The 19846-nt window shown below is 59.9% G+C and carries 16 protein-coding genes and 6 pseudogenes; 8 read left to right on the top strand and 14 right to left on the bottom strand.

Annotated features, from left to right (window positions below; translation table 11 throughout):
* Positions 1 to 47: 47 nt before the first annotated feature.
* Positions 48 to 1132: pseudogene (locus ABOC21_RS10580) on the bottom strand (LLM class flavin-dependent oxidoreductase).
* Positions 1133 to 1280: 148 nt separating this feature from the next.
* Positions 1281 to 2171 carry a LysR family transcriptional regulator gene (locus tag ABOC21_RS10575; RefSeq protein ID WP_426814500.1) on the bottom strand — a complete coding sequence of 297 codons (891 nt, stop codon included), beginning with the start codon at positions 2169 to 2171 and terminating at the stop codon, positions 1281 to 1283.
* Positions 2172 to 2300: 129 nt separating this feature from the next.
* On the opposite strand from ABOC21_RS10575, the gene ABOC21_RS10570 reads away from it, so the two are divergent.
* Both ABOC21_RS10570 and ABOC21_RS10565 read left to right on the top strand, forming a co-directional pair.
* A complete protein-coding gene (locus ABOC21_RS10570; RefSeq protein ID WP_426815462.1) occupies positions 2301 to 2897 on the top strand; it encodes a cysteine dioxygenase in 597 nt (198 codons plus the stop codon).
* A 1-nt stretch (position 2898) separates the two neighbouring features.
* Positions 2899 to 4511: pseudogene (locus ABOC21_RS10565) on the top strand (rhodanese homology domain-containing protein).
* On the opposite strand, the gene ABOC21_RS10560 reads toward ABOC21_RS10565, so the two are convergent.
* Entirely contained in the window at positions 4508 to 5257 is a 750-nt protein-coding gene (locus tag ABOC21_RS10560; protein ID WP_426814499.1) for a polyphenol oxidase family protein, read from the bottom strand. The pseudogene ABOC21_RS10565 and the gene ABOC21_RS10560 sit on opposite strands and share 4 nt — an antisense overlap.
* Before the next feature lie 191 nt (positions 5258 to 5448).
* Here ABOC21_RS10560 and ABOC21_RS10555 point away from each other — a divergent pair, with 191 nt between their 5' ends.
* From ABOC21_RS10555 to ABOC21_RS10545, 3 genes are read left to right on the top strand one after another with little or no spacing between them, the layout of a single operon-like run.
* Positions 5449 to 6510, top strand: coding sequence for an ABC transporter substrate-binding protein (locus tag ABOC21_RS10555; protein ID WP_426814498.1), 1062 nt, complete (start codon positions 5449 to 5451; stop codon positions 6508 to 6510).
* Positions 6500 to 7504, top strand: a complete 1005-nt coding sequence (locus tag ABOC21_RS10550; protein ID WP_426814497.1) for a FecCD family ABC transporter permease — start codon at positions 6500 to 6502, stop codon at positions 7502 to 7504. Before ABOC21_RS10555 ends, ABOC21_RS10550 begins: the two co-directional genes overlap by 11 nt.
* Positions 7504 to 8253 carry an ABC transporter ATP-binding protein gene (locus ABOC21_RS10545; protein ID WP_426814496.1) on the top strand — a complete coding sequence of 250 codons (750 nt, stop codon included), beginning with the start codon at positions 7504 to 7506 and terminating at the stop codon, positions 8251 to 8253. The genes ABOC21_RS10550 and ABOC21_RS10545 overlap by 1 nt, the downstream gene beginning before the upstream one ends.
* On the opposite strand, the gene ABOC21_RS10540 is transcribed toward ABOC21_RS10545, so the two are convergent.
* Both ABOC21_RS10540 and fumD read right to left on the bottom strand, forming a co-directional pair.
* Positions 8237 to 9022, bottom strand: a complete 786-nt coding sequence (locus ABOC21_RS10540) for a substrate-binding domain-containing protein (protein WP_426814495.1) — start codon at positions 9020 to 9022, stop codon at positions 8237 to 8239. The genes ABOC21_RS10545 and ABOC21_RS10540 overlap by 17 nt on opposite strands.
* Positions 9015 to 9231, bottom strand: a pseudogene (fumD, locus tag ABOC21_RS10535) (fumarate hydratase FumD). Before fumD ends, ABOC21_RS10540 begins: the two are co-directional and overlap by 8 nt.
* A gap of 222 nt (positions 9232 to 9453) precedes the next feature.
* Between fumD and ABOC21_RS10530 the strand changes: the two are divergent.
* The 3 genes and pseudogenes from ABOC21_RS10530 to lpp all read left to right on the top strand — a co-directional run bounded on the left by ABOC21_RS10530 (position 9454) and on the right by lpp (position 11699).
* The gene (locus ABOC21_RS10530) at positions 9454 to 9729 is read left to right on the top strand and encodes a protein YnhH (RefSeq protein ID WP_426814494.1); all 276 of its coding nucleotides are present in this window, start codon (positions 9454 to 9456) and stop codon (positions 9727 to 9729) included.
* A 7-nt stretch (positions 9730 to 9736) separates the two neighbouring features.
* A pseudogene (pykF, locus tag ABOC21_RS10525) lies at positions 9737 to 11150 on the top strand (pyruvate kinase PykF).
* A 312-nt stretch (positions 11151 to 11462) separates the two neighbouring features.
* Positions 11463 to 11699: a murein lipoprotein Lpp gene (gene lpp, locus ABOC21_RS10520; RefSeq protein WP_010430241.1), complete on the top strand. Its 237-nt coding sequence runs from the start codon at positions 11463 to 11465 to the stop codon at positions 11697 to 11699.
* A 64-nt stretch (positions 11700 to 11763) separates the two neighbouring features.
* On the opposite strand, the gene ldtE is transcribed toward lpp, so the two are convergent.
* From ldtE to ABOC21_RS10475, 9 genes and pseudogenes are all read right to left on the bottom strand, one after another.
* A complete protein-coding gene (gene ldtE / locus ABOC21_RS10515) occupies positions 11764 to 12762 on the bottom strand; it encodes a L,D-transpeptidase LdtE (protein WP_426814493.1) in 999 nt (332 codons plus the stop codon).
* 99 nt (positions 12763 to 12861) lie between these two features.
* On the bottom strand, positions 12862 to 13278 hold the full coding sequence (gene sufE, locus ABOC21_RS10510; protein WP_426814492.1) for a cysteine desulfuration protein SufE: 417 nt from the start codon (positions 13276 to 13278) through the stop codon (positions 12862 to 12864).
* An 11-nt stretch (positions 13279 to 13289) separates the two neighbouring features.
* Complete coding sequence (gene sufS / locus ABOC21_RS10505) at positions 13290 to 14510, bottom strand: cysteine desulfurase SufS (RefSeq protein ID WP_426814491.1); 1221 nt, start codon at positions 14508 to 14510, stop codon at positions 13290 to 13292.
* On the bottom strand, positions 14507 to 15781 hold the full coding sequence (sufD, locus tag ABOC21_RS10500; RefSeq protein ID WP_426814490.1) for a Fe-S cluster assembly protein SufD: 1275 nt from the start codon (positions 15779 to 15781) through the stop codon (positions 14507 to 14509). Before sufD ends, sufS begins: the two co-directional genes overlap by 4 nt.
* Positions 15756 to 16502: a Fe-S cluster assembly ATPase SufC gene (gene sufC, locus ABOC21_RS10495; RefSeq protein WP_426814489.1), complete on the bottom strand. Its 747-nt coding sequence runs from the start codon at positions 16500 to 16502 to the stop codon at positions 15756 to 15758. The genes sufD and sufC overlap by 26 nt, the downstream gene beginning before the upstream one ends.
* A gap of 66 nt (positions 16503 to 16568) precedes the next feature.
* Entirely contained in the window at positions 16569 to 18056 is a 1488-nt protein-coding gene (sufB, locus tag ABOC21_RS10490; RefSeq protein ID WP_426814488.1) for a Fe-S cluster assembly protein SufB, read from the bottom strand.
* Positions 18057 to 18058: 2 nt separating this feature from the next.
* Positions 18059 to 18436 (bottom strand): Fe-S cluster assembly scaffold SufA, encoded by a 378-nt coding sequence (sufA, locus tag ABOC21_RS10485; protein WP_426814487.1) that lies wholly within the window; start codon positions 18434 to 18436, stop codon positions 18059 to 18061.
* A gap of 446 nt (positions 18437 to 18882) precedes the next feature.
* Positions 18883 to 18975, bottom strand: a pseudogene (locus tag ABOC21_RS10480) (phage tail tube protein); the annotation flags it as partial.
* 53 nt (positions 18976 to 19028) lie between these two features.
* Positions 19029 to 19118: pseudogene (locus ABOC21_RS10475) on the bottom strand (terminase small subunit); the annotation flags it as partial.
* Between the last annotated feature and the right edge of the window lie 728 nt (positions 19119 to 19846).

The following is a 19846-nucleotide window of genomic DNA, read 5'->3' as shown; positions in this document are numbered from 1 at the left end:
CTGCGGCCAGCTGGCCGCCGGCCGAGGCGGAGCCTGGGGAGGATAGCTCACGATACCCGCGCCTTAGCCGCCCGCAGCGCCGCCTTTTCGCGAGCGATCGGCAGCAGCGCTTTGCCATATTCCTGCGCATCGTTGAGCGGGTCGAAGCCGCGGATCAGGAAGTTGTGGACCCCGAGGTCGTAGTAATCGAGCAGCGCGTCGGCAACCTGTTCCGCCGTCCCCACCAGCGCGGTGGAGTTATGCCCGCCGCCCACCAGCTTCGCAATGCCGGTCCACAGACGCTTATCCACCACGTTCCCCTGCTCCGCCGTCGCCCGCAGGCGCTGGGCGCCGACGCTCTCCGGTTTGGCTTTAAATCCAACGTCACTCTGCGCCGCGCGCTCGGAGGCCACGTGTAAAATATGTTCAGCTTTTTCCCAGGCCTGCGCTTCGCTGTCGGCGATAATCGGCCGGAAGGAGACGCTGAAATCAATTTCGCGCTGATGTTTTGCCGCTTCAGCCCGCACCCGCTTAACCGTCTCCTCGGTTTGCCCCAGCGACTCGCCCCACAGGGCAAAGACGTCGGCGTGCTTACCGGCCACCCGAATGGCGGCTTCTGACGAGCCGCCAAAATAGAGCGGAATATGCGGCTTTTGCAGCGGACGAATGGCCGACCATGCCTGCTCGGCCTGGTAGAACTCATTGGCGATATCGACCGGCTGCTCCGCGGTCCAGATTTTTCGTACCGTCTCAAGGAAGGCGTCGGTGCGCGCATAGCGCTGGTCGTGATTGAGATAGTCGCCGTCGCGGCGCTGTTCGGCATCGTTGCCGCCGCTGATAATATGTACCGCGAGGCGGCCGCCGAGCAGATGCTCAAGGGTGGCGAATTTTCGCGCGGCGAGAGTTGGCGAGACAAACCCCGGACGGTGAGCAAGCAGAAAATTGATTTTTTGCGTCGACAGCCCGGCCAGGGCGGTTACCAGAAAGCCATCGGCTGATCGGACCAATGCCCCACCAGCAGACGGTCAAAACCGGCGGCCTCGTGGGCCTGGGCAAAACGCACGATATAGTCGCGGTCAAAAATCGGCCCTGCCGGGGCGATAGTTTCGGACGCAAGACGGTGGCCGATCATGCCGAGAAACTGAATGCTCATACAAACTCCTTGGGTCAGGGTAACGGACTGGCCGCGGCGGCGGCGCGATATCGTTACCCTATACACCGGAGATTAATGAACAAAATGCATTTTTATCATATCTTAATATTCCAAATCAGCATTTAGATAAATTACTTATTCTTTTCAGTTAGATGGGGACAGACTGCTGGACGATTTTGGCGGCAAAAAAAGTGAGCGGCTGCTGGAGATTAGCCAGATTCTGCGCGCTGATTTGCCATAAGCAGACCGCGGGCTGGAAATCGGCCAGCGCCAGGATGCTAATCTCATCGCGCCACGGGCTGGCGGTCAGCGCCGCGCGGGGCACGATGCCCAGCCCCAGCCCCTGCGCTACCAGGCCAATCTGCAGCTGAGCCCCCGCGGTCTCGGTATTAAGCTGTAGCCGCAGCCCCTGGGTCTGCAGCTCGCGAATCAATCCCGCCCGCAGCCCGCAGCCGTCGGGGTTGAGCACCCAGCCGTGCGCCGCGCACTCCCGCAGCAACCCGGCGGAGAGACGCAGGCTCTTGCCGGCAATCACCGCGATATCCAGCGGACAGAGCAGCCGCCCGCTGTAGCCCTCCGCGAAGACCTGCTGCGCCGGGCCCATCGCCAGCACGCAGTCAAGTTCGACGCTTTCCAGACGCTTCTGCAGCTGGCCGCTCCAGCCGCAGGTCACCTGCGGCTGGAGGTGCGGGAACTGCTGACGCAGCGCCGTCAGCGCCGGCTGGAGGGCGATTTCCGCCACGCTCTGCGGCAGGCCAAGGCGCAGAACGCCGCGCGGCTCCGCCTCCGGGTCCAGCAGCCCGTAGAGCTTTTTGGTTTCCCGCTTGATGGTCAGGCACTGCTCGTACACGCGATGGCCGGCGGCGGTCAGGGTCAACGGCCGGGTCTGCCGCTCCAGCAGGGTCACGTTCAGCGTCTGCTCCAGCCGCTGCAGCCGGCGGGTGATCGCCGACTGGGTTATGCCCAGATATTCCGCCGCCTGATTCAGCGAGGAGAACTGCACGGTGGCTAACAGGGCGTCGATGTCGTCAATACGCATAGGTTCCTTAGAGCGGCTTCGCCAAACTCTTAATGTTTATTTTGCATATTAATATATGCGTAAATTGCATTTAAATAATATTAACGCCTTTGTTAGCGTATTGACCAGCCCCTCTGACAGGAACCGATGATGAGCACTCCCCGACTGGAAAAGTTACGCCATTTTATTCAAGAGGTTGACCACCTGCATCGCCAGCTCAGCCGGCCGGAGCCGCTGCTGGATGCGGTTGCCCTGCGGCTGGCGGCGCTGGTGAAACAGGATGACTGGCTGCCGGACGAGTACGCCCTGCCGCATCCCCATCACTATCAGCAGTATCTGCTGCACGCCGACTCCGGGCAGCGTTTTTCGATAGTCAGCTTTGTCTGGGGGCCAGGACAGTCGACGCCGATCCACGACCACCGGGTGTGGGGCGCGATCGGCATGCTGCGCGGGGCGGAAGAGAATCAGCGCTACCGCCTCGACGACAGCGGAACGCCGGTGGCTGATGGCATCGCGCAGCGGCTCTCCGCCGGCGAGGTGGAGAAAGTCTCCGCCCGCGACGGCGATATTCACCGGGTCAGCAACGCGCTGGCGGATCGCGTGTCGATCAGCATCCACGTTTACGGCGGCAATATCGGCGCCGTCAAACGTGCCGTGTACACCCCAGAAGGCGTTAGCAAACCGTTTATCTCCGGCTACTCCAACCGTCATTTACCCAATATCTGGGATCTCTCTAAGGATAATTAATATGCCCGTTCACTCCTTACGCCAGGCCGCACAGATCCGCCAGGCGTTGCTCGACGGCGCTGAGCTGGCGCTGATCGACGTACGTGAAGAAGCGCACTTCGCCACCGCGCATCCGCTCTTCGCCGCAAACCTGCCGCTCAGCAAGCTGGAGCTGGAAATTAGCCGCCGGGTGCCGCGCCTGACGACGCCGATAACCGTTTACGACAACGGTGAAGGCCTTGCAATACTGGCTCTCGAACGCCTGCGCGGCTGGGGTTATCGCGATGTCGCTTTGCTCGACGGCGGGCTGGCGGGCTGGCGGGCTGGCGGGCTGGCGGGCTGGCGGGCTGGCAGCGCAGCGGCGGAGAGCTGTTTCAGGACGTCAACTCCCCGAGCAAAGCGTTTGGCGAACTGGTCGAGAGCCAGCGCCATACGCCTTCGCTGAGCGCGCAGGAGGTTCAGGCGCTGATTGACGGCCCGCAGCCGGTGGTGGTGCTGGACGCCCGACGCTTCGATGAGTATCAGACCATGAGTATTCCCGGCAGCATCAGCGTTCCCGGCGGCGAGCTGGCGCTGCGGGTTGACGGCCTCGTGACCTCGGAGCAGACGCCGATCGTGGTTAACTGCGCGGGACGCACCCGCAGCATTATCGGCGCCCAGTCGCTGCTCAACGCCGGAGTGCGTAATCCGGTCTACGCCCTGCGTAACGGAACCATCGGCTGGACGCTGGCCGGGTTAGCGCTGGAGCACGGCCAGCAGCGGCGCTATGACCCTGAGCGGCAGGCGTCGACTGCGCGCCTCCAGCAGGTGCGCGCGCTGGCCGCAAGCGCCGGGGTGGCGTTTATTGACGACGCGACCCTGCAGCGCTGGCGGCGCCAGGAGGATCGGACCACCTATCTGTTCGATGTCCGCAGCCCGGAGGAGTATGCCGCCGGCCACCTGCCCGGCAGCCTCAGCGCTCCTGGAGGACAGCTGGTGCAGGAGACCGACCACCATGCCAGCGTGCGCGGGGCGCGGATCGTCGCGCTGGATGATGACGGCGTTCGCGCGGCCATCACCGCCTCCTGGCTGGCGCAGATGGGCTGGGAGGTGGCGGTGCTGCGCGAAGCGAATCCGGCAGGTTTTAGCGAGCGCGGCGTACCGGCAGCCAGCGTCCCGCCGGCCCCGGCGGCGGAAGAGATCGCGCCCAGCCAGCTGGCGGAGCTGCTAAACGAACCGGGTACCCTGGTGCTGGATTTCACCACCAGCGCCAACTACGCGGCGCGGCATATTCCCGGCGCCTGGTGGCTGGTGCGTTCCCAGCTCAGGCAGGCGCTGGCGGTGCTCCCGCCCGCCGAGCGCTACGTGCTCACCTGCGGTAGCAGCCTGCTGGCACGTTACGCTGTCACCGAAGTCGCGGCGCTTACCGGTAAGCCGGTACAGCTGCTGCGCGGCGGCACGCAGGCGTGGATAGCGGCCGACCTGCCGCTGGAGCGGGGCGATACCCACCTGGCGAGCGAACGTAGCGACCGCTATCGTCGCCCGTATGAGGGAACGGATAACTCTCCCGAGGCGATGCAGGCCTATCTGGACTGGGAATTCGGACTCGTCGAGCAGCTGGCGCGCGACGCCAGCCACGGCTTTAGGGTGCGCTAGCCGGCGCCGCCGTTCTCGCGGTCAGGCGCACGCATAATCCACGAGTACTGGAAGGTTTTCGCTGCCGGGAAATGGGTGCGCCGCCGGAACGAGCCCAGCGTCTGCGGCGTGCAGTAGGTGCAGTTGCCCAGCCACTCGACGTTTTCATCCGCCACGCCGGCGCGCTGCAGCAGCAGCCCGGCAAAGGCCCGCAGATCGAACCACAAACTCTCCGCCTCCGTTCCCCGGGCCTGCTCCGCTCTGGCGGGCTGCGCGGGGCGCTGATGGAACAGGAGGTCGCGATGCCGCCGCGCCAGCTCGCCCGCCGGCATCGTCAGCAGAGAGCGATAAAAGTCGGCGGAGACTTCATAGCAGCAGGCGTGGATATGCGGCCCGATCGCCACTATCACCTCCTCCGGCGCCACCCGATGCTCGCGGAACAGCGCCAGGCTGTTTTCGACGATCCCGCTTGCCGCGCCGCGCCAGCCGGCGTGGACGCTGCAGACGTAGCGCCCGTCGCGGGAGGCCATCAGCATCGGCAGGCAGTCCGCGGTCACCACCCCCACCTTTTGCCCGCTTAAGGCGGTAAACACCGCGTCGGCGTGCGGCCGTTCCGCCAAAGGAGCCCGATAGTGATGGACAACGTTGCCGTGAACCAGCTTAACCGGCGCCATCTCGCCGTAGGGAAAGGCGGCGGTCTCGTGCACATCGAGGAAGGCGTGGCGGATGGCGGGAATATCGCTTAATAACCGGGATTGAAAGGACATGATGGCGGCGAAAATGAATGAGTGATGATTTACCGTATGCCAAAGTCGGCGGATGCGCAAGGCGGTCCGTCAGCGGGATAAGGCGGGAAAATACCTTGATCTTAAGGGGTATACGCGACGTTTAGCGTTGCTTCCACCAACGCTATATATTTTAATGCACAACGATTCTTTGCCATCCAATCGAGCCGCCTATGTCAACACTACCTCGTTTTTTACTCAGCCTGACGCTAATCGCCAGCACGTTGTTCACCGCGAGCGCCTTTGCCGATCGCACCATCACCGACCAGATCGGGCGCCAGGTCACCCTGCCGGATCGCGTTAACCGCGTCGTCGTGCTGCAGCACCAGAGCCTGAATCTGCTGGTGCAGCTTAACGCCGCCGACGATATTGTCGGCGTCATGAGCAGTTGGAAAAAGCAGCTCGGCCCGGCCTTTGCGCGCTTTATGCCCGCCATCGAAGGGCTGCCAACGCCGGGGGATTTAACCCAGGTCAACATCGAAAGCCTGCTGGCGCTGCATCCGCAAGTGGTGTTCGTCGCCAACTACGCTCCCCAGGCGATGATTCAGCAGATTCAGAATGCCGGGATCCCGGTCGTCGCCGTGTCGCTGCGCCAGGACGCCGCGGGGGAGCAGAATAAAATGAATCCGTCGATGGCCGACGAAGAGCAGGCCTATAACGAAGGGCTGAAACAGGGTATTCGCCTGATTGGCGAGGTGGTCGATCGTCAGGCCCAGGCGGAGGAGCTGATTCGCTACACCATTAGCGCCCGGGCGCAGGCCAACGCGCCGGTTGCCGACATCCCCGACGGCCAGCGGGTGCGCGTCTATATGGCTAATCCGGATCTCAATACCTACGGCTCCGGGAAGTATACCGGCCTGATGATGAAGCACGCGGGCGCGCTGAACGTGGCGGCCGCCTCGGTGAAGGGCGCCCGTCAGGTCTCGCTGGAGCAGGTGCTGCAGTGGAACCCGGAGGTGATCTTTGTCCAGGATCGTTATCCGGAAGTGGTAAAACAAATTACCAGCGATCCGCAGTGGCAGGGAATCGACGCGGTGAAAAACCATCGCGTCTGGCTGATGCCGGAATATGCCAAAGCCTGGGGCTACCCGATGCCGGAAGCGCTGGCGATCGGCGAGCTGTGGATGGCGAAAAAGCTCTATCCCTCCCGCTATAGCGCCATCGACGTCGACGCCAGGGCGGAGGATTATTACCAGCGCTTTTACCGCGTAAAATGGACGCCGGATGCTCAGTAATCGTCACCCGGCCCTGCTGCAGGGCGGGCTGGCGCTGGCAGCGCTGCTGATTGCCGTGGCTTCACTCTGTTTCGGCCAGTATCCGCTGAGCCTCGGCGAGGTCTTTCGCCAGCTGGGCCATCTCTCCCCCGCCGACGGCGTGGCCGGGCAGATCGTCTGGTCGGTGCGTCTGCCGCGCGTGACGATGGCGCTGCTGGCCGGCGGCGCGCTGGGCCTGTGCGGGGCCACCCTGCAGGGGGTCTTTCAAAACCCGCTGGTTGATCCGCATATCATCGGCGTGACCTCCGGCTCCGCTTTCGGCGGAACCCTGGCGATCCTGTTGGGTCTGGACACGCTGCTAATGATGGCTTCGACGTTCGGTTTTGGCCTGCTGGCGCTGATGCTGGTGTACCTGATAGCGGCGCTGCAGGGGCGGGAAAACACTCTCGTGCTGATCCTCTCGGGCATTATCCTCAGCGGCTTTTTCGCCGCGCTGGTCAGCCTGATGCAGTATCTGGCCGATAGCGAAGAGACGCTGCCGAATATCGTCTTCTGGCTGCTGGGCAGCTTCGCCACCGCCAACTGGCATAAGGTGCTGCTGATGGCGCTGCCGGTCATCGCCGCCGCGACCATGCTCTATCGCCTGCGCTGGCGGATTAACCTGCTGGCGCTGGAGGATAAGGACGCCCGCGGGCTGGGGGTCTCGGTCGTCGCGCTGCGGCGTAGCGTGCTGGTCTGCTGCGCCGTGCTGGTGGCCGCGCAGGTGGCGGTCAGCGGCAGCATCGCCTGGGTCGGGCTGGTTATTCCGCATCTTGCCCGCCTGCTGGTCGGCGCCGATCACCGGCGCCTGCTGCCCACCGCCTTCTGGCTCGGCGGCGGCTTTATGGTGGTGGTGGACAGCCTGGCCCGCACCTTAACCCAGGCGGAGATCCCGATTGGCATTATCACCGCCCTGCTCGGCGCGCCGCTGTTTAGCTGGCTGCTGTTCCATTCCCGTCGTCGAGGAGCCGCCTGATGGAAGCCTCTCTTAGCCTGACGCAGCTGCTGTATGGCCACCGTCAGCCGCTGTTTGCTCCCCTTAGCCTGCGCTGTCGCGCCGGCGAGGTCTGGGCGATCCTGGGCGCTAACGGCCGCGGAAAAAGCACGCTGCTTGATACGCTGACCGGCGTACTGCCGCCACTCGGCGGCCGGTTTGAGTCCGTCGGCGGCACCGCCATCGTGCCGCAATCTTTTCGCCCGGCATTCAACTGGAAGGTGCAGGAGGTGGTGCTGATGGGCCGCGCTCGCCATGTCGATCTGTTCGCCCAGCCCGGCGCTGAAGATAGACGGCAGGTTCAGGAGGCGCTGCGCCAGCTGGGGATTGCGCATCTGGCCGCCGTATCCTTTCGCGCGCTCTCCGGCGGCCAGCAGCAGCTGGTACTGATCGCCCGCGCGCTGGTGGGCGCCAGCCAGAATATCCTGCTCGATGAGCCCTGCTCGGCGCTGGATCTCGCCAACCAGCAGGTGGTACTGCAGCTGATCAGCGATCTGGCGCATCGCCAGACGCGCACGGTGCTGTTCACCACCCACGATCCGACCCACGCCCTGCAGATAGCCAGCCACACTTTACTCCTGCTGCCCGAGGGCGAATGGCTGGCGGGAGAGTCCGCCGAGGTGCTAAGCGAAGCCAATCTGCTGCGGGCCTACGGTTTGCCGGTCCACAAAATCGCTCACCCCGGATCGGCCGTACCGCTGCTGGCGCCGCAGTTTACGATCCGCCGCTGAGCGACAAAAAGCCCGCCGCGCGCAGATAGCCCTGCCCCTCGTCGCCGAGAATAAAGCGGCTGAGCCGCTGCGCCCCGGCGCTCTCTTCGGTTTGTGTCAGGTAGTAGTCGGCACGCACGTTCCACGGCGGCGGAATGGCGACGCTACGCAGCGCGGCGTCGGCCGTCATTTGCCGGGCGTAGTGGGCGTAGCCGATAAACAGATCGGCTAACCCTTCGCCAATCAGCCAGGCCCCTGCCGTGCTGCCCGGCGGGACGCTTAGCGAATCCCTGCCCCCCACCAGCTGCCGCGCGCGGTCCATCATCTCCCGCCCGGCTCCCGGATAGCTGGCTTCAATTCGCTCGAACAGCTGCCAGGTATAGTCGCCGGAAGGATCGCAGCCCGGCGTTGAGGTCGCCAGCCGTAGCTGCGGGTCGCAGAGCAGCGTCAGCCAGTCGGCCTTATCGGTAGCGGCCGTTCTTCGCACGGTGAGCATCAGCTGGTTAGCGGCAAACGGCCAGCACTCGCCCGCCAGCCCCGCCTGCTGCAGCGCCTGCGGATGACGGCGATTGGCGGAGGCGAAAACCGAGCAGCGCTCTCCGGCCTCAATCCGCTCGCGCAGCAGGCCCGCGGGAGCAAAACGCGCCTCAACCGCAATGCCGGTAAGCTGATGAAAACGCGCCAGCAGCGGGACAAAGGCGCCCTTCAGGCTCCCCGCCGCCAGCAGAACGATGCCATCTGTCACTGGACCCTCGCTGAAGCGCGCGGGGATGCCGTCAGCGCTATTCATGCCCGGATAAAGCGTGAATAACCTGAGCCATCGCTTCGCGAGTCAGTCTCAGTTCGGGCGATTTTTGGGTTCGCCAGCGCGGTGCGCACCACGCCGGCAATAACGATGTGTTTCGGTTCCTGACCCAGATCGCGCATTTCGAGCACCACTTTCCCCACCACGCGGCACATTTCCTGGTACAACTCGTCGTCTTTTGCTCGGTTTCCCATCGAATTTCGCTCGTAAATTATCATTATCAATCAATTCATTATTGATACGTTTTTCGCATAAATCAAACCAGCGTACCGTTTCTGCGCCAGTGGCCAATTTGCGCGTCAAAACTGCGGCTAAAACCGCGCCCGGGAGCCAATTTCGCTTAGCGGCTGGCGAAAATTTGTGTTGCAGATAAGATTGTAATTGGTGTGAGTTTTGTTGCGTTTGTTTGACGAAAAATGAAACATTGTTTTCATTTTCCTTTTTTGTTTCATCGTCGTATAATGCACACCGATTCTTTCTTGAATGGTTTCAGCACATTGGACTGCCTGACTAAAAGCATAACAAATTGCCTCTTTTCATGGGCTGAACCGCCAGCACACATTCTTCTGCACGCTCTTTTGTTGTCACCTATCCTTAGAGCGTGCCATAGCAACTTTCGCAATACAGGTTTGACTCTACGGCAGCGCGCCGGCGGAGCGAGATTTCCCAATCCTTCACAACTTAAAGACTAATACCTTCATGAAAAAGACCAAAATCGTTTGCACCATCGGTCCGAAAACCGAATCCGAAGAGATGTTAACCAAGATGCTGGACGCGGGCATGAACGTCATGCGTCTTAACTTCTCTCACGGCGACTATGCTGAACACGGTCAGCGCATCCAGAACCTGCGCAATGTGGTAAGCAAAACCGGTAAAACCGCCGCTATCCTGCTGGATACCAAAGGTCCGGAAATTCGCACCATCAAGCTGGAAGGCGGCAACGACGTCTCCCTGAAAGCGGGCCAGACCTTCACCTTCACAACCGACAAATCCGTGGTCGGCAACAGCGAAATCGTAGCCGTCACCTATGAAGGTTTCACCACTGACCTCTCCGTAGGCAACACCGTACTGGTTGACGATGGTCTGATCGGGATGGAAGTCACCGCCATCGAAGGTAAAAACGTTATCTGTAAAGTGCTGAATAACGGCGACCTCGGCGAAAACAAAGGCGTTAACCTGCCGGGCGTCTCTATCGCTCTGCCGGCGCTGGCTGAGAAAGACAAACAGGATCTGATCTTCGGCTGCGAACAGGGCGTTGACTTTGTTGCCGCATCCTTTATCCGTAAACGTTCTGACGTGGTAGAGATCCGCGAGCACCTGAAAGCTCACGGTGGCGACAACATCCAGATCATCTCCAAGATCGAAAACCAGGAAGGCCTGAACAACTTCGACGAAATCCTTGAAGCCTCTGACGGCATCATGGTTGCTCGCGGCGACATGGGCGTTGAAATCCCGGTTGAAGAAGTAATCTTCGCCCAGAAAATGATCATCGAAAAATGTATCCGCGCGCGCAAAGTGGTTATCACCGCGACGCAGATGCTGGACTCAATGATCAAGAACCCGCGTCCGACCCGTGCGGAAGCCGGCGACGTCGCTAACGCCATCCTCGACGGCACCGACGCCGTGATGCTGTCCGGCGAATCGGCAAAAGGTAAATACCCGCTGGAAGCGGTGACCATCATGGCGACCATCTGCGAACGTACCGACCGCGTCATGACCAGCCGCCTGGAGTTCAACAACGACAACCGCAAGCTGCGCATCACCGAAGCCGTCTGCCGCGGTGCGGTAGAAACCGCTGAAAAACTGGAAGCGCCGCTGATCGTCGTCGCCACCCAGGGCGGTAAATCCGCTCGCGCGGTGCGTAAATACTTCCCGGATGCCACCATTCTGGCGCTGACTACCAACCAGACCACCGCCCGTCAGCTGGTGCTGACCAAAGGCGTTGTGCCGCAGCTGGTTGAGCAGCTGGCCTCTACCGACGACTTCTACCGTCTGGGCAAAGAGTCTGGCTCTGCAGAGCGGCCTGGCGCGTAAAGGCGACGTCGTGGTCATGGTCTCCGGCGCGCTGGTTCCAAGCGGAACAACCAATACCGCATCCGTGCACGTGCTGTAATAATTTACAGGCTAATACGTTTTTCTTTAAAGGCACCTCCGTGAGGCGCCTTTTTTTTATTCGATCACTAGCTACTCTTAATAAAAATGCAAATCGGAATTTACTATTTAACCGGAGATTATCTAAGATGAATCCGATGGAAGCGCGCTGTTTTCACACGGATTTTTAAACTACCCCGGCAAATTCGTTGGTTCTTTGAGCGAACGATCAAAATTAAGCGTATTACCGTAAAAAAATATTCTCATCCCAAAAAAGTTTGTGTAATACTTGTAACGCTACATGGAGATTAACTCAATCTAGAGGGTATTAATAATGAATCGTACTAAACTGGTACTGGGCGCGGTAATCCTGGGTTCTACTCTGCTGGCTGGTTGCTCCAGCAATGCTAAAATCGATCAGCTGTCTTCTGACGTTCAGACTCTGAACGCTAAAGTTGACCAGCTGAGCAACGACGTGAACGCAATCCGTTCCGACGTTCAGGCTGCTAAAGATGACGCAGCACGCGCTAACCAGCGTCTGGACAACCAGGCTACTAAATACCGTAAGTAATAGTGCCTGTGTAATAGAAATGGCGCACATTGTGCGCCATTTTTTTTGTCCCTCCCCGCCCGATTTACTGCACTCTTTTGCTCTCATCAACCGGCGCATTCTGCACCGACAAACTCGATAGCGCCCCTTCCGCAGCGCTCTGCTCACCGCCAGAAACCACCACCGGATAGCCCGCTCGTCTGGACAGCGCGCGCTTCAGCAGCGCCTCGTCGACGGACTTATCGCCGGAAAACTGATGGAATTCCGCCGGTAGCGTATAGGCAAGGGTGCGGGTATCGCCGCTTTCATCCTGCGACAGCGGCCGGTGTACTTCGACGTAGCGCCTGCCGTCCGGCTCAACCGCAAACTTCACCGGCTGATTGATGATGCGTACCGGCGTGCCGCTCTTCACCTGGCTAAAGAGCGCCTGAATGTCGGCGGCGTTCATGCGCATACAGCCGGAGCTGACCCGCAGCCCCACGCTGTCCGGCGCGTTGGTGCCGTGAATGAGGTATTCGCCGTTACCGTACGCCAGGCGCAGCGCATAGCGCCCCAGAGGGTTGTTTGGCCCCGCCGGGATCACGGGCGGCAGCTTAATCCCTTTCTCCAGCGAACGGGCGCGGATACCCGCCGTCGGGGTCCAGGTCGGGTTGGGGATCTTCTGCCCGATGCGGGTGGTCATCTCCGGCGTTTCCAGCCCCTGCTGGCCGATGCCGAGAGGATAGACCTGCACCTGATTTTGCCCCGGCGGGAAGTAGTACAGCCGCAGCTCCGCCAGGTTGACGACAATCCCCTCCCGCGGCGCGTCGGGCAGCAGCATCTGCGAAGGGATCAGCACCTGGGTGCCCGGCTTAGGCTCCACCGGCGCCAGCGTATCGTTAGCTTCGAGGATCAGCATTGCCGCAGTATCAAAATGACGAGCAATCGCCTGCAGGTTGCGATCCCCCTCCTGTACCGTCCAGAATTGATTTTGACCAATGATCCTGCTGTTAGCAGGAGGAAGTGGGTAATCTACCGCCCAGGCGCCGTGCTGCGCGCTGAGGGCCGCCAGAAGGGATAAAGTGAGGAGAGACGCGCGTTTCATACTGAGATTCCTTCTTTCGCTAATAAAACGCCAGGATCTGTACATCGGCGGGAAACGCGTTCCCGCCGAACGTAACAGAATGAAATCTACCTGTTTATTCTAGCTAAGATTTGCGGCTTTCGCGCGAATTGCGCGGATCATGGCTTCCAGCCCCTGCGACCGCGATGACGTAAGGTGCTGAGTCAGCGCCATCTTTTCAAACCACGGACGAACGTCAAAGGCGGTGATATCCTTGGCCGTCATCTGGTCATAGAGGATAAACACCACGGCGATGAGCCCTTTGACGATAGCCGCATCGCTATCGCCGCGCAGCACGAGCACGCCCGTCTCGCTCTGCTCCATGACAATCCATACCTGACTCTGGCAGCCCTGGATAATATTTTGCGCCGTATGCTCCTCGGCGCTCAGCGGCGCCAGTCGCTGGCCAAGCTCAATAATATAGAGGTACTTCTCTTCCCAGTTTGCGCAACGGCTGAAGTTGCGCAGCAGTTTCTCTTTTTCCGGTAACGCCGCCATGATTGCTTCCTTTAGCCTAATAGCTTGTGAATGCGCTGTAGTCCTGCGACCAGCCGATCCACATCTTCCGTGGTATTGTACATCGCCAGCGACGCCCGACACATCGCCGGAACGCCAAAGAAGTCCATCAGCGGCATGGCGCAGTGATGGCCGGTGCGGATCGCGACGCCGTAGTTATCGAGGAAGCTGCCGACATCGTAGGCGTGATGCGCGCCGAGATTAAAGGCAATCACCCCGAGCCGCTGCGGCGGGCCGTAGACGATCAGGTCCGGCACTTTTGTCAGCTCCTGCAGCGCGTAGCGCATCAGGGTCTGCTCATATTCGCCGATATGCGCCAGCCCCAGCGCGCTGACGTACTCCAGCGCTGCGCCAAGCCCGATAATCCCGCCGGTGTTCGGCGTCCCCGCCTCAAAGCGCCACGGCGCTTTTGCCCAGGTGGTGCCCTGGGTCAGGCTGACGGTGGCGATCATCGATCCGCCCCCTTCCCACGGCGGCATCTCGTCCAGCAGCTCCGCTTTACCATAGAGGATGCCGATCCCGGTCGGACCATACAGCTTATGGCCGGAGAAGACGTAGAAGTCGCAGTCCTGCGCCTGGACGTCCACGGCGTGATGCATCACCGCCTGAGCGCCGTCCACCAGCACCCTGGCGCCATGCTGATGCGCCAGCGCAATCAGCGCCGCTACCGGGTTTTCAATGCCCAGCACGTTAGAGACCTGGGCGATGGCCAGCAGACGGGTGCGCGCGTCAAACAGGCCCGGTATCGCATCCAGCTGCAGGGTTCCGTCCGGATTGAGCGGAATCACCCGCAGTTCGGCGCCGACCCGGGCGCAGAGCAGCTGCCACGGAACGATATTGGCGTGGTGCTCCATCGCGCTGACGATGATGTTATCCCCGGCCCCCACGTTGGCGTTGCCCCAGCTATTGGCCACCAGGTTAATCCCTTCGGTGGTCCCGCGGACAAACACCAGCTCTTCCGCAGAGCGCGCGTTGAGGAAGGTTGCCGCCTGCTGGCGAACCTGCTCCATGCGCGTCGTCGCCTCCGCGCTCAGGGTATGAATACCGCGATGCACGGCGGCATAGCCGTGCCGGTAAAATTCCGCCTCGGCGTGGATCACCGCTTCCGGTTTTTGCGCGCTGGCGGCGCTGTCCAGATAGACCAGCGGCTGGCCGTTGACCTCCCGACCGAGCAGCGGAAAATCCGCGCGAACTCGTTCAACAGAAAATGTCATGCTGCCTCTCCCGGTAAGCGCTGACCGATGCGCGCGAGGATTTGCTGCCTGAGCGCCACGTCGTCAATGGCTTCCGTCAGCTCGGCGGCGAAAGCGTACAGGATCATATGCTGTGCCGCCTGCCCGGTGATGCCACGCGAGCGCAGATAAAACAGCTGTTCGTCGTCGATGCGCCCGATGGTGGCGCCGTGGCTACATTTGACGTCATCGGCGTAAATCTCCAGCTGCGGCTTGGTATCCACCTCCGATAGCCGGCCCAGCAGCAGATTGTTGTTGGTCATCTGGCCGTCGGTTTTTATCGCGTTCGGCGCAACGTTAATCAGGCCGTTAAATACCGCCCGGCCTTTATCGTTGACGATGGTTTTATGCAGCTGGCGGCTGTTGCAGTAGCCGACGTCATGGTTCAGCCAGGTTCGGCTATCGCAGACCTCATTTTTCACCGGCATCGCCAGCGAGTTGATCCGCAGGTTGCTGTTCTCACCCCGCAGCTGCACGCTGGTATTCTGGCGCAGCACCGCGCCGCCGAGCAGGAAGCTGCTGCTAAAGGCCGATGCATCGCGGCCCAGCGAGAGATCGTTATGGGCAAAGTGGAAGCTCTGCGCGTTTTCAAACGCCAGCTTGATATGCTGCAGATGCGCGTTGTCCGCCACCGCGGCGGTCAGGCGTCCGCCGGTAAAATGGCGCTGCTCGTTGAGGCTGACGTAATGCTCGATAATCGTCGCCTCCGCGCCGCTCTCCAGCTCCAGATGATGCCGGTAGTGCGCGGTGTTCATCTCTTCGCCCGCCAGCCCGCGCGTCACGTGCATAATCAGTAGCGGCCTCGCGGGGCGCTGGTTGCGCTTCACGCGAATGCGCGTCACCGTCGGCGCCAGGCTTTCGGTCAGGTGCAGAAACAGCTCCGGCTGCAGCGCGTCGGGCAGCGCCTGACGCTGGTTATCAATATCCACTTCATAGCCGCTGTCGGCCAGCCCGTCGCTTAATTCTTCGCTGTAGCGGCCATCGATGAACGCCAGCCGCCAGGCATCGACGGAGAGCGCCAGCGCGTCCCGCTGCGCCGCGGTTAACGCCTCGGGCTGCGGAGAGACAAAGGTGCCGCCGAGCAGCGCATCCAGCGGGGTATATTTCCAGTGCTCATGCTTGCGCGTCGGCAGCCCCAGGCGCAGCGCCTGCTGCAGGTGCTGGTGCGCTTCCGGCGTTCGCTGCTCCGCCTGCGCTTCAAACAGGTGATGCCACTGCTGCAGCGCGTTACTGCTGTTCGGTAAGCCAGCCATAGCCCTGCTCCTCCAGTTGTTTGACCAGGGTGAAGTCGCCGGATTTGACGATCCGCCCCTGATACAGCACGTGGACGTAATCAGGCTTGATATAGTCGAGAATACGCTGGTAGTGGGTAACGATAATAAACGCGCGCTTGCCGTCGCGCAGCGCGTTGACGCCCTCAGAAACGATCTTCAGGGCGTCGATATCCAGCCCCGAGTCGGACTCATCGAGAATGCACAGCTCAGGCTCCAGCACCGCCATCTGCAGGATGTCGTTGCGCTTTTTCTCGCCGCCGGAGAAGCCGACGTTGACCGAGCGGGTCAGCAGGTCTTCCGGCATCTTCAGCAGCTTGATTTTCTCTTCCATCAGATCCTGGAAATCAAAGCGATCCAGCTGCTCCTGCCCGCGATAGCGGCGCACCGCGTTCAGCGCCGTTTGCAGGAAGAACTGATTGCTGACGCCCGGAATTTCAACCGGATACTGGAAGGCCATAAAGATCCCCTCGCCCGCGCGATCCTCCGGCGCAAGCTCCAGCAGATCCTTGCCTTTAAACTCAACGCTGCCGCCGGTTACCTCATAGTCTTCGCGCCCGGCGAGCGTTGCGGAGAGCGTGCTTTTCCCGGAGCCGTTGGGGCCCATAATGGCGTGAACTTCGCCGGGACGAATATCGAGGTTCAATCCGCGCAGGATCTCTTTATCTTCAACGGATACCTGCAAATCTTTAATACTTAACATGTATATTCCTTAATTCGGCAATCTGATTCAGGCGGCGTCTGCGCGCAGCCGGTGCGGATCAGACTGTTAACCGACGCTGTGTTCAAGGCTAATCGCCAGCAGTTTTTGCGCTTCCACGGCAAATTCCAGCGGCAGCTCTGAGAAGACATCCTTACAGAAACCGTTAACGATCATTGAGATCGCATCATCTTCGCTGATCCCGCGCTGCAGGCAGTAGAACAGCTGATCTTCACCAATTCGTGAGGTGGTGGCTTCATGTTCCAGCTGGGCGCTGTTGTTACGGCACTCAACGTACGGGAAGGTGTGCGCCCCGCAGTCCGGCCCGATCAGCATCGAGTCGCACTGGGTGAAGTTTCGCGCGTTGGTCGCCGTCGGCATAATTTTGACCAGCCCGCGGTAGCTGTTCTGGCTTTTACCGGCGGAGATCCCTTTGGAGATAATCGTCGAGCGGGTATTTTTACCGATATGAATCATTTTGGTGCCGGTATCCGCCTGCTGGTGGCCGCTGGTCAGCGCCACCGAGAAGAACTCGCCGATGGAGTTGTCGCCGCGCAGAATGCAGCTCGGGTACTTCCACGTTATCGCCGAGCCGGTCTCCGACTGGGTCCACGACATTTTGCTGTTTTCACCTTCACAGAGCGCCCGCTTGGTGACGAAGTTGAGGATCCCGCCGGTGTTGTTATCGCCGGGGAACCAGTTCTGCACCGTGGAATATTTTACTTCGGCATCTTTGTGGATGATGACCTCAACCACCGCCGCGTGCAGCTGGTAGCTGTCGCGAACCGGCGCCGAGCAGCCTTCGATATAGCTGACGTAGCTGCCCTCGTCGGCGACGAGGATCGTGCGTTCAAACTGGCCGGTTTTTTCCGCATTGATGCGAAAATAGGTCGACAGCTCCATCGGGCAGCGCACGCCTTTCGGCACGTAGATAAAGGTGCCGTCGGAGGCGACCGCGGCGTTCAGCGCGGCGAAGAAGTTGTCATTGCCGGGCACCACGGTGCCGAGATATTTTTTCACCAGCTCCGGATGGTCGTGGATCGCTTCGCCGAAGGAGCAGAAGATGATGCCCTGCTCCGCCAGCTTTTCCCGATAGGTGGTGGCGACCGACACCGAGTCAAAGATGGCGTCAACCGCCACTTCGCGCCCTTCGCGCACCGGTACGCCCAGCTGATTAAAGGCCTCTTCCACTTCGCTGGTCAGAAAGTCGGCGGGGCCGGTTTGCTGCACCGCGCCCGGCGCTGAGGCGCAGGTGTCGTCGCAGTTGCCGCAGGACGGCGCGGAGTAGTAGCTGTAGTCCTGATAGTCCAGCTTATCGTAGTGCGCCTTCAGCCAGTGCGGCTCTTCCATCTCCAGCCACGCCCTGAAGGCGTTCAGCCTGAACTCAAGCATCCACTCCGGCTCGTTGCGGCGGGCGGAGATCGCCCTCACCACCTCTTCGTTGATGCCCTTGGCCAGCTCGTCGGTCTGTAACCGGGTAAAAAAGCCTTCTTTATAATTCAGCGGCCCGCCGGTCCAGGTTTTGACATCGTCAGTTGTTTCAGTATTACGAGACATAATTACTCCGCCTGAACCCCAAAGCTTTCACCGCAGCCGCACTCGTGCTGCGCTTTCGGGTTATGAAACTTAAAGATTTCATTTAATCCTTCCCGAACGTAATCCAGCTCCGTACCATCAATAAACGGCATGGCCTGCAGCGGCGCCCATAGCTTCGCGCCCTCGAACTCAAACAGCAGATCGTCCTGCGCGGGCTCAGCGATAAGCTCCATGACGTAGGCAAAGCCGGCGCAGCCGCTGGTTTTCACGCCAAGACGCAGCCCCTGCATCGGCGGCTGCTTGCTCACCAGATCACGGATATGGGCGGCGGCGGCGGGTGTCATAATCAGGCCACGCCAGCTAAAATCGTCGGGGTTAAAGGTTCCTGCTTGTACTTCCATCGGTCTACCTCATTGGTTGGCGCCATCAGGGCATCTCACCATGTTAGTGATAACGATTATCACTTCAACCCACCTGGAGAAGGGGTATTCGCCCCTGCGACCCTTTTACGGCTCTTTTTATAAGCATAGACCCTGCTTTGCTGCTTATCAGGTCTCATCTTTTCTATTTAATAGACTGAAAAATAATAAGTTATTTGATGTGGGTTGGCAGAAGATGCGGCAATGGAAAAGATGTATCGAAAATACCGATTTTTGAGATAGGAGATGAAAAAATCCGCCTTTCAGCGACTTATCAGATATTCAACGGGTTACACTATTACACAGACGGACAATCAAGGCCGTGAAAGGACATTCAGGTGTCCCCAAAAGTGTCCCCATCAACTCCGCTGCCCCCGTTATGCCCCGAACAATAGCCTGACTAAAGCCTGTTTTCTCTTCTGACTGAAACCGGTACTGATACAGCGCTGGGTCTGCATGTTATTGTCGAACTGGATATTGAACGAATCCACACAGAACCCGGTCGCCGTTTTTACGCAGTTTGCGCAGAAGGTTTTTTGATGTATCGACGGGCGGCAGCGTAGTTCAGTCTCTACGCTTCACACCAATCCTTCGGTGATACGCCGGTTGCGGCATATTCGGACAGGAACCGTTGCTTAAGCTCGCCCCAGTCCGGTTTTGCCATGGATTATTCCTATTTAACATGAGTGAGAAAAAGGAATTACTAATTCTCCATAAAATATTCACTTTTATGTTTTTGAATTAAGGCTCTTTAGTTCAGGAGTTATTATGAAAAGAATTATGCTTGCTGTTTTTGTGATCTGTGGGGCGCTGTCTCTTTCAGGATGTATTTTGCCTCCGGGAGGTCCAGGCGGTGGTCATGGTGGTGGTCCCGGCGGCGGATTCTCACATGGCCCGGGTTTGCGTTAATAAAAGCAGGCCCTTTACAGGGCCTATTGGTTGTAGCAACTGCCGTTATCTGTCAGCCATTCAACAGGATGTGGAACTATTAGCGTGTTACCGAACCGCTTCTCCAGACGTTCTGTCAGCAGATCCTGTGCCATCACACTGCTGTTACACACCACCTCCTGACATCTATTCATGCGCAATGGCTGAGTATAGTTTAGTCCGAATACTCCGGCACATCCCCTTTTTCAGCCCCTACCTCACTACCGTTTCAGTAAACGGCGGCTTTGCGTTCTGCGGGGGATTTAGGCATGCTCCCGTTCCTTCTGTCGTTCGTCTTCATTGCTTGCGTTTTTTCAGCAATGCGACCTCATCAGAGAGATTCATCAATGACCCCTGGCAATATCTGAACCGCCTGGCCCTAATGATTGTTTCCTTTAGCGACTCCACAGCCAGCTCAATGGCCTCGATGTTGTCATAGCCCGCTGGCTCGCTGTCGGCCGTGCG

The sequence above is a fragment of the Klebsiella sp. WOUb02 genome, from assembly GCF_050058015.1.
In the GTDB taxonomy this organism is placed as follows: Bacteria; Pseudomonadota; Gammaproteobacteria; order Enterobacterales; family Enterobacteriaceae; genus Klebsiella.
Note: the sequence above shows the minus strand (reverse complement) of the source record. Positions and strands in the feature narration are given on the sequence as shown.

Bases quoted from the DNA above. Each gene is read 5' to 3' on its own strand.
- ABOC21_RS10570 (WP_426815462.1), top strand. From the start codon at position 2,301: ATGAGCACTCCCCGACTGGAAAAGTTACGCCATTTTATTCAAGAGGTT.
- sufE (WP_426814492.1), bottom strand. From the start codon at position 13,278: ATGGCGGCGTTACCGGAAAAAGAGAAACTGCTGCGCAACTTCAGCCGT.
- ABOC21_RS10575 (WP_426814500.1), bottom strand. From the start codon at position 2,171: ATGCGTATTGACGACATCGACGCCCTGTTAGCCACCGTGCAGTTCTCC.
- ldtE (WP_426814493.1), bottom strand. From the start codon at position 12,762: ATGAAACGCGCGTCTCTCCTCACTTTATCCCTTCTGGCGGCCCTCAGC.
- ABOC21_RS10560 (WP_426814499.1), bottom strand. From the start codon at position 5,257: ATGTCCTTTCAATCCCGGTTATTAAGCGATATTCCCGCCATCCGCCAC.
- ABOC21_RS10530 (WP_426814494.1), top strand. From the start codon at position 9,454: ATGAAACATTGTTTTCATTTTCCTTTTTTGTTTCATCGTCGTATAATG.
- ABOC21_RS10540 (WP_426814495.1), bottom strand. From the start codon at position 9,022: ATGAATAGCGCTGACGGCATCCCCGCGCGCTTCAGCGAGGGTCCAGTG.
- sufC (WP_426814489.1), bottom strand. From the start codon at position 16,502: ATGTTAAGTATTAAAGATTTGCAGGTATCCGTTGAAGATAAAGAGATC.
- sufD (WP_426814490.1), bottom strand. From the start codon at position 15,781: ATGGCTGGCTTACCGAACAGCAGTAACGCGCTGCAGCAGTGGCATCAC.
- sufA (WP_426814487.1), bottom strand. From the start codon at position 18,436: ATGGAAGTACAAGCAGGAACCTTTAACCCCGACGATTTTAGCTGGCGT.
- sufS (WP_426814491.1), bottom strand. From the start codon at position 14,510: ATGACATTTTCTGTTGAACGAGTTCGCGCGGATTTTCCGCTGCTCGGT.
- sufB (WP_426814488.1), bottom strand. From the start codon at position 18,056: ATGTCTCGTAATACTGAAACAACTGACGATGTCAAAACCTGGACCGGC.
- ABOC21_RS10555 (WP_426814498.1), top strand. From the start codon at position 5,449: ATGTCAACACTACCTCGTTTTTTACTCAGCCTGACGCTAATCGCCAGC.
- lpp (WP_010430241.1), top strand. From the start codon at position 11,463: ATGAATCGTACTAAACTGGTACTGGGCGCGGTAATCCTGGGTTCTACT.
- ABOC21_RS10550 (WP_426814497.1), top strand. From the start codon at position 6,500: ATGCTCAGTAATCGTCACCCGGCCCTGCTGCAGGGCGGGCTGGCGCTG.
- ABOC21_RS10545 (WP_426814496.1), top strand. From the start codon at position 7,504: ATGGAAGCCTCTCTTAGCCTGACGCAGCTGCTGTATGGCCACCGTCAG.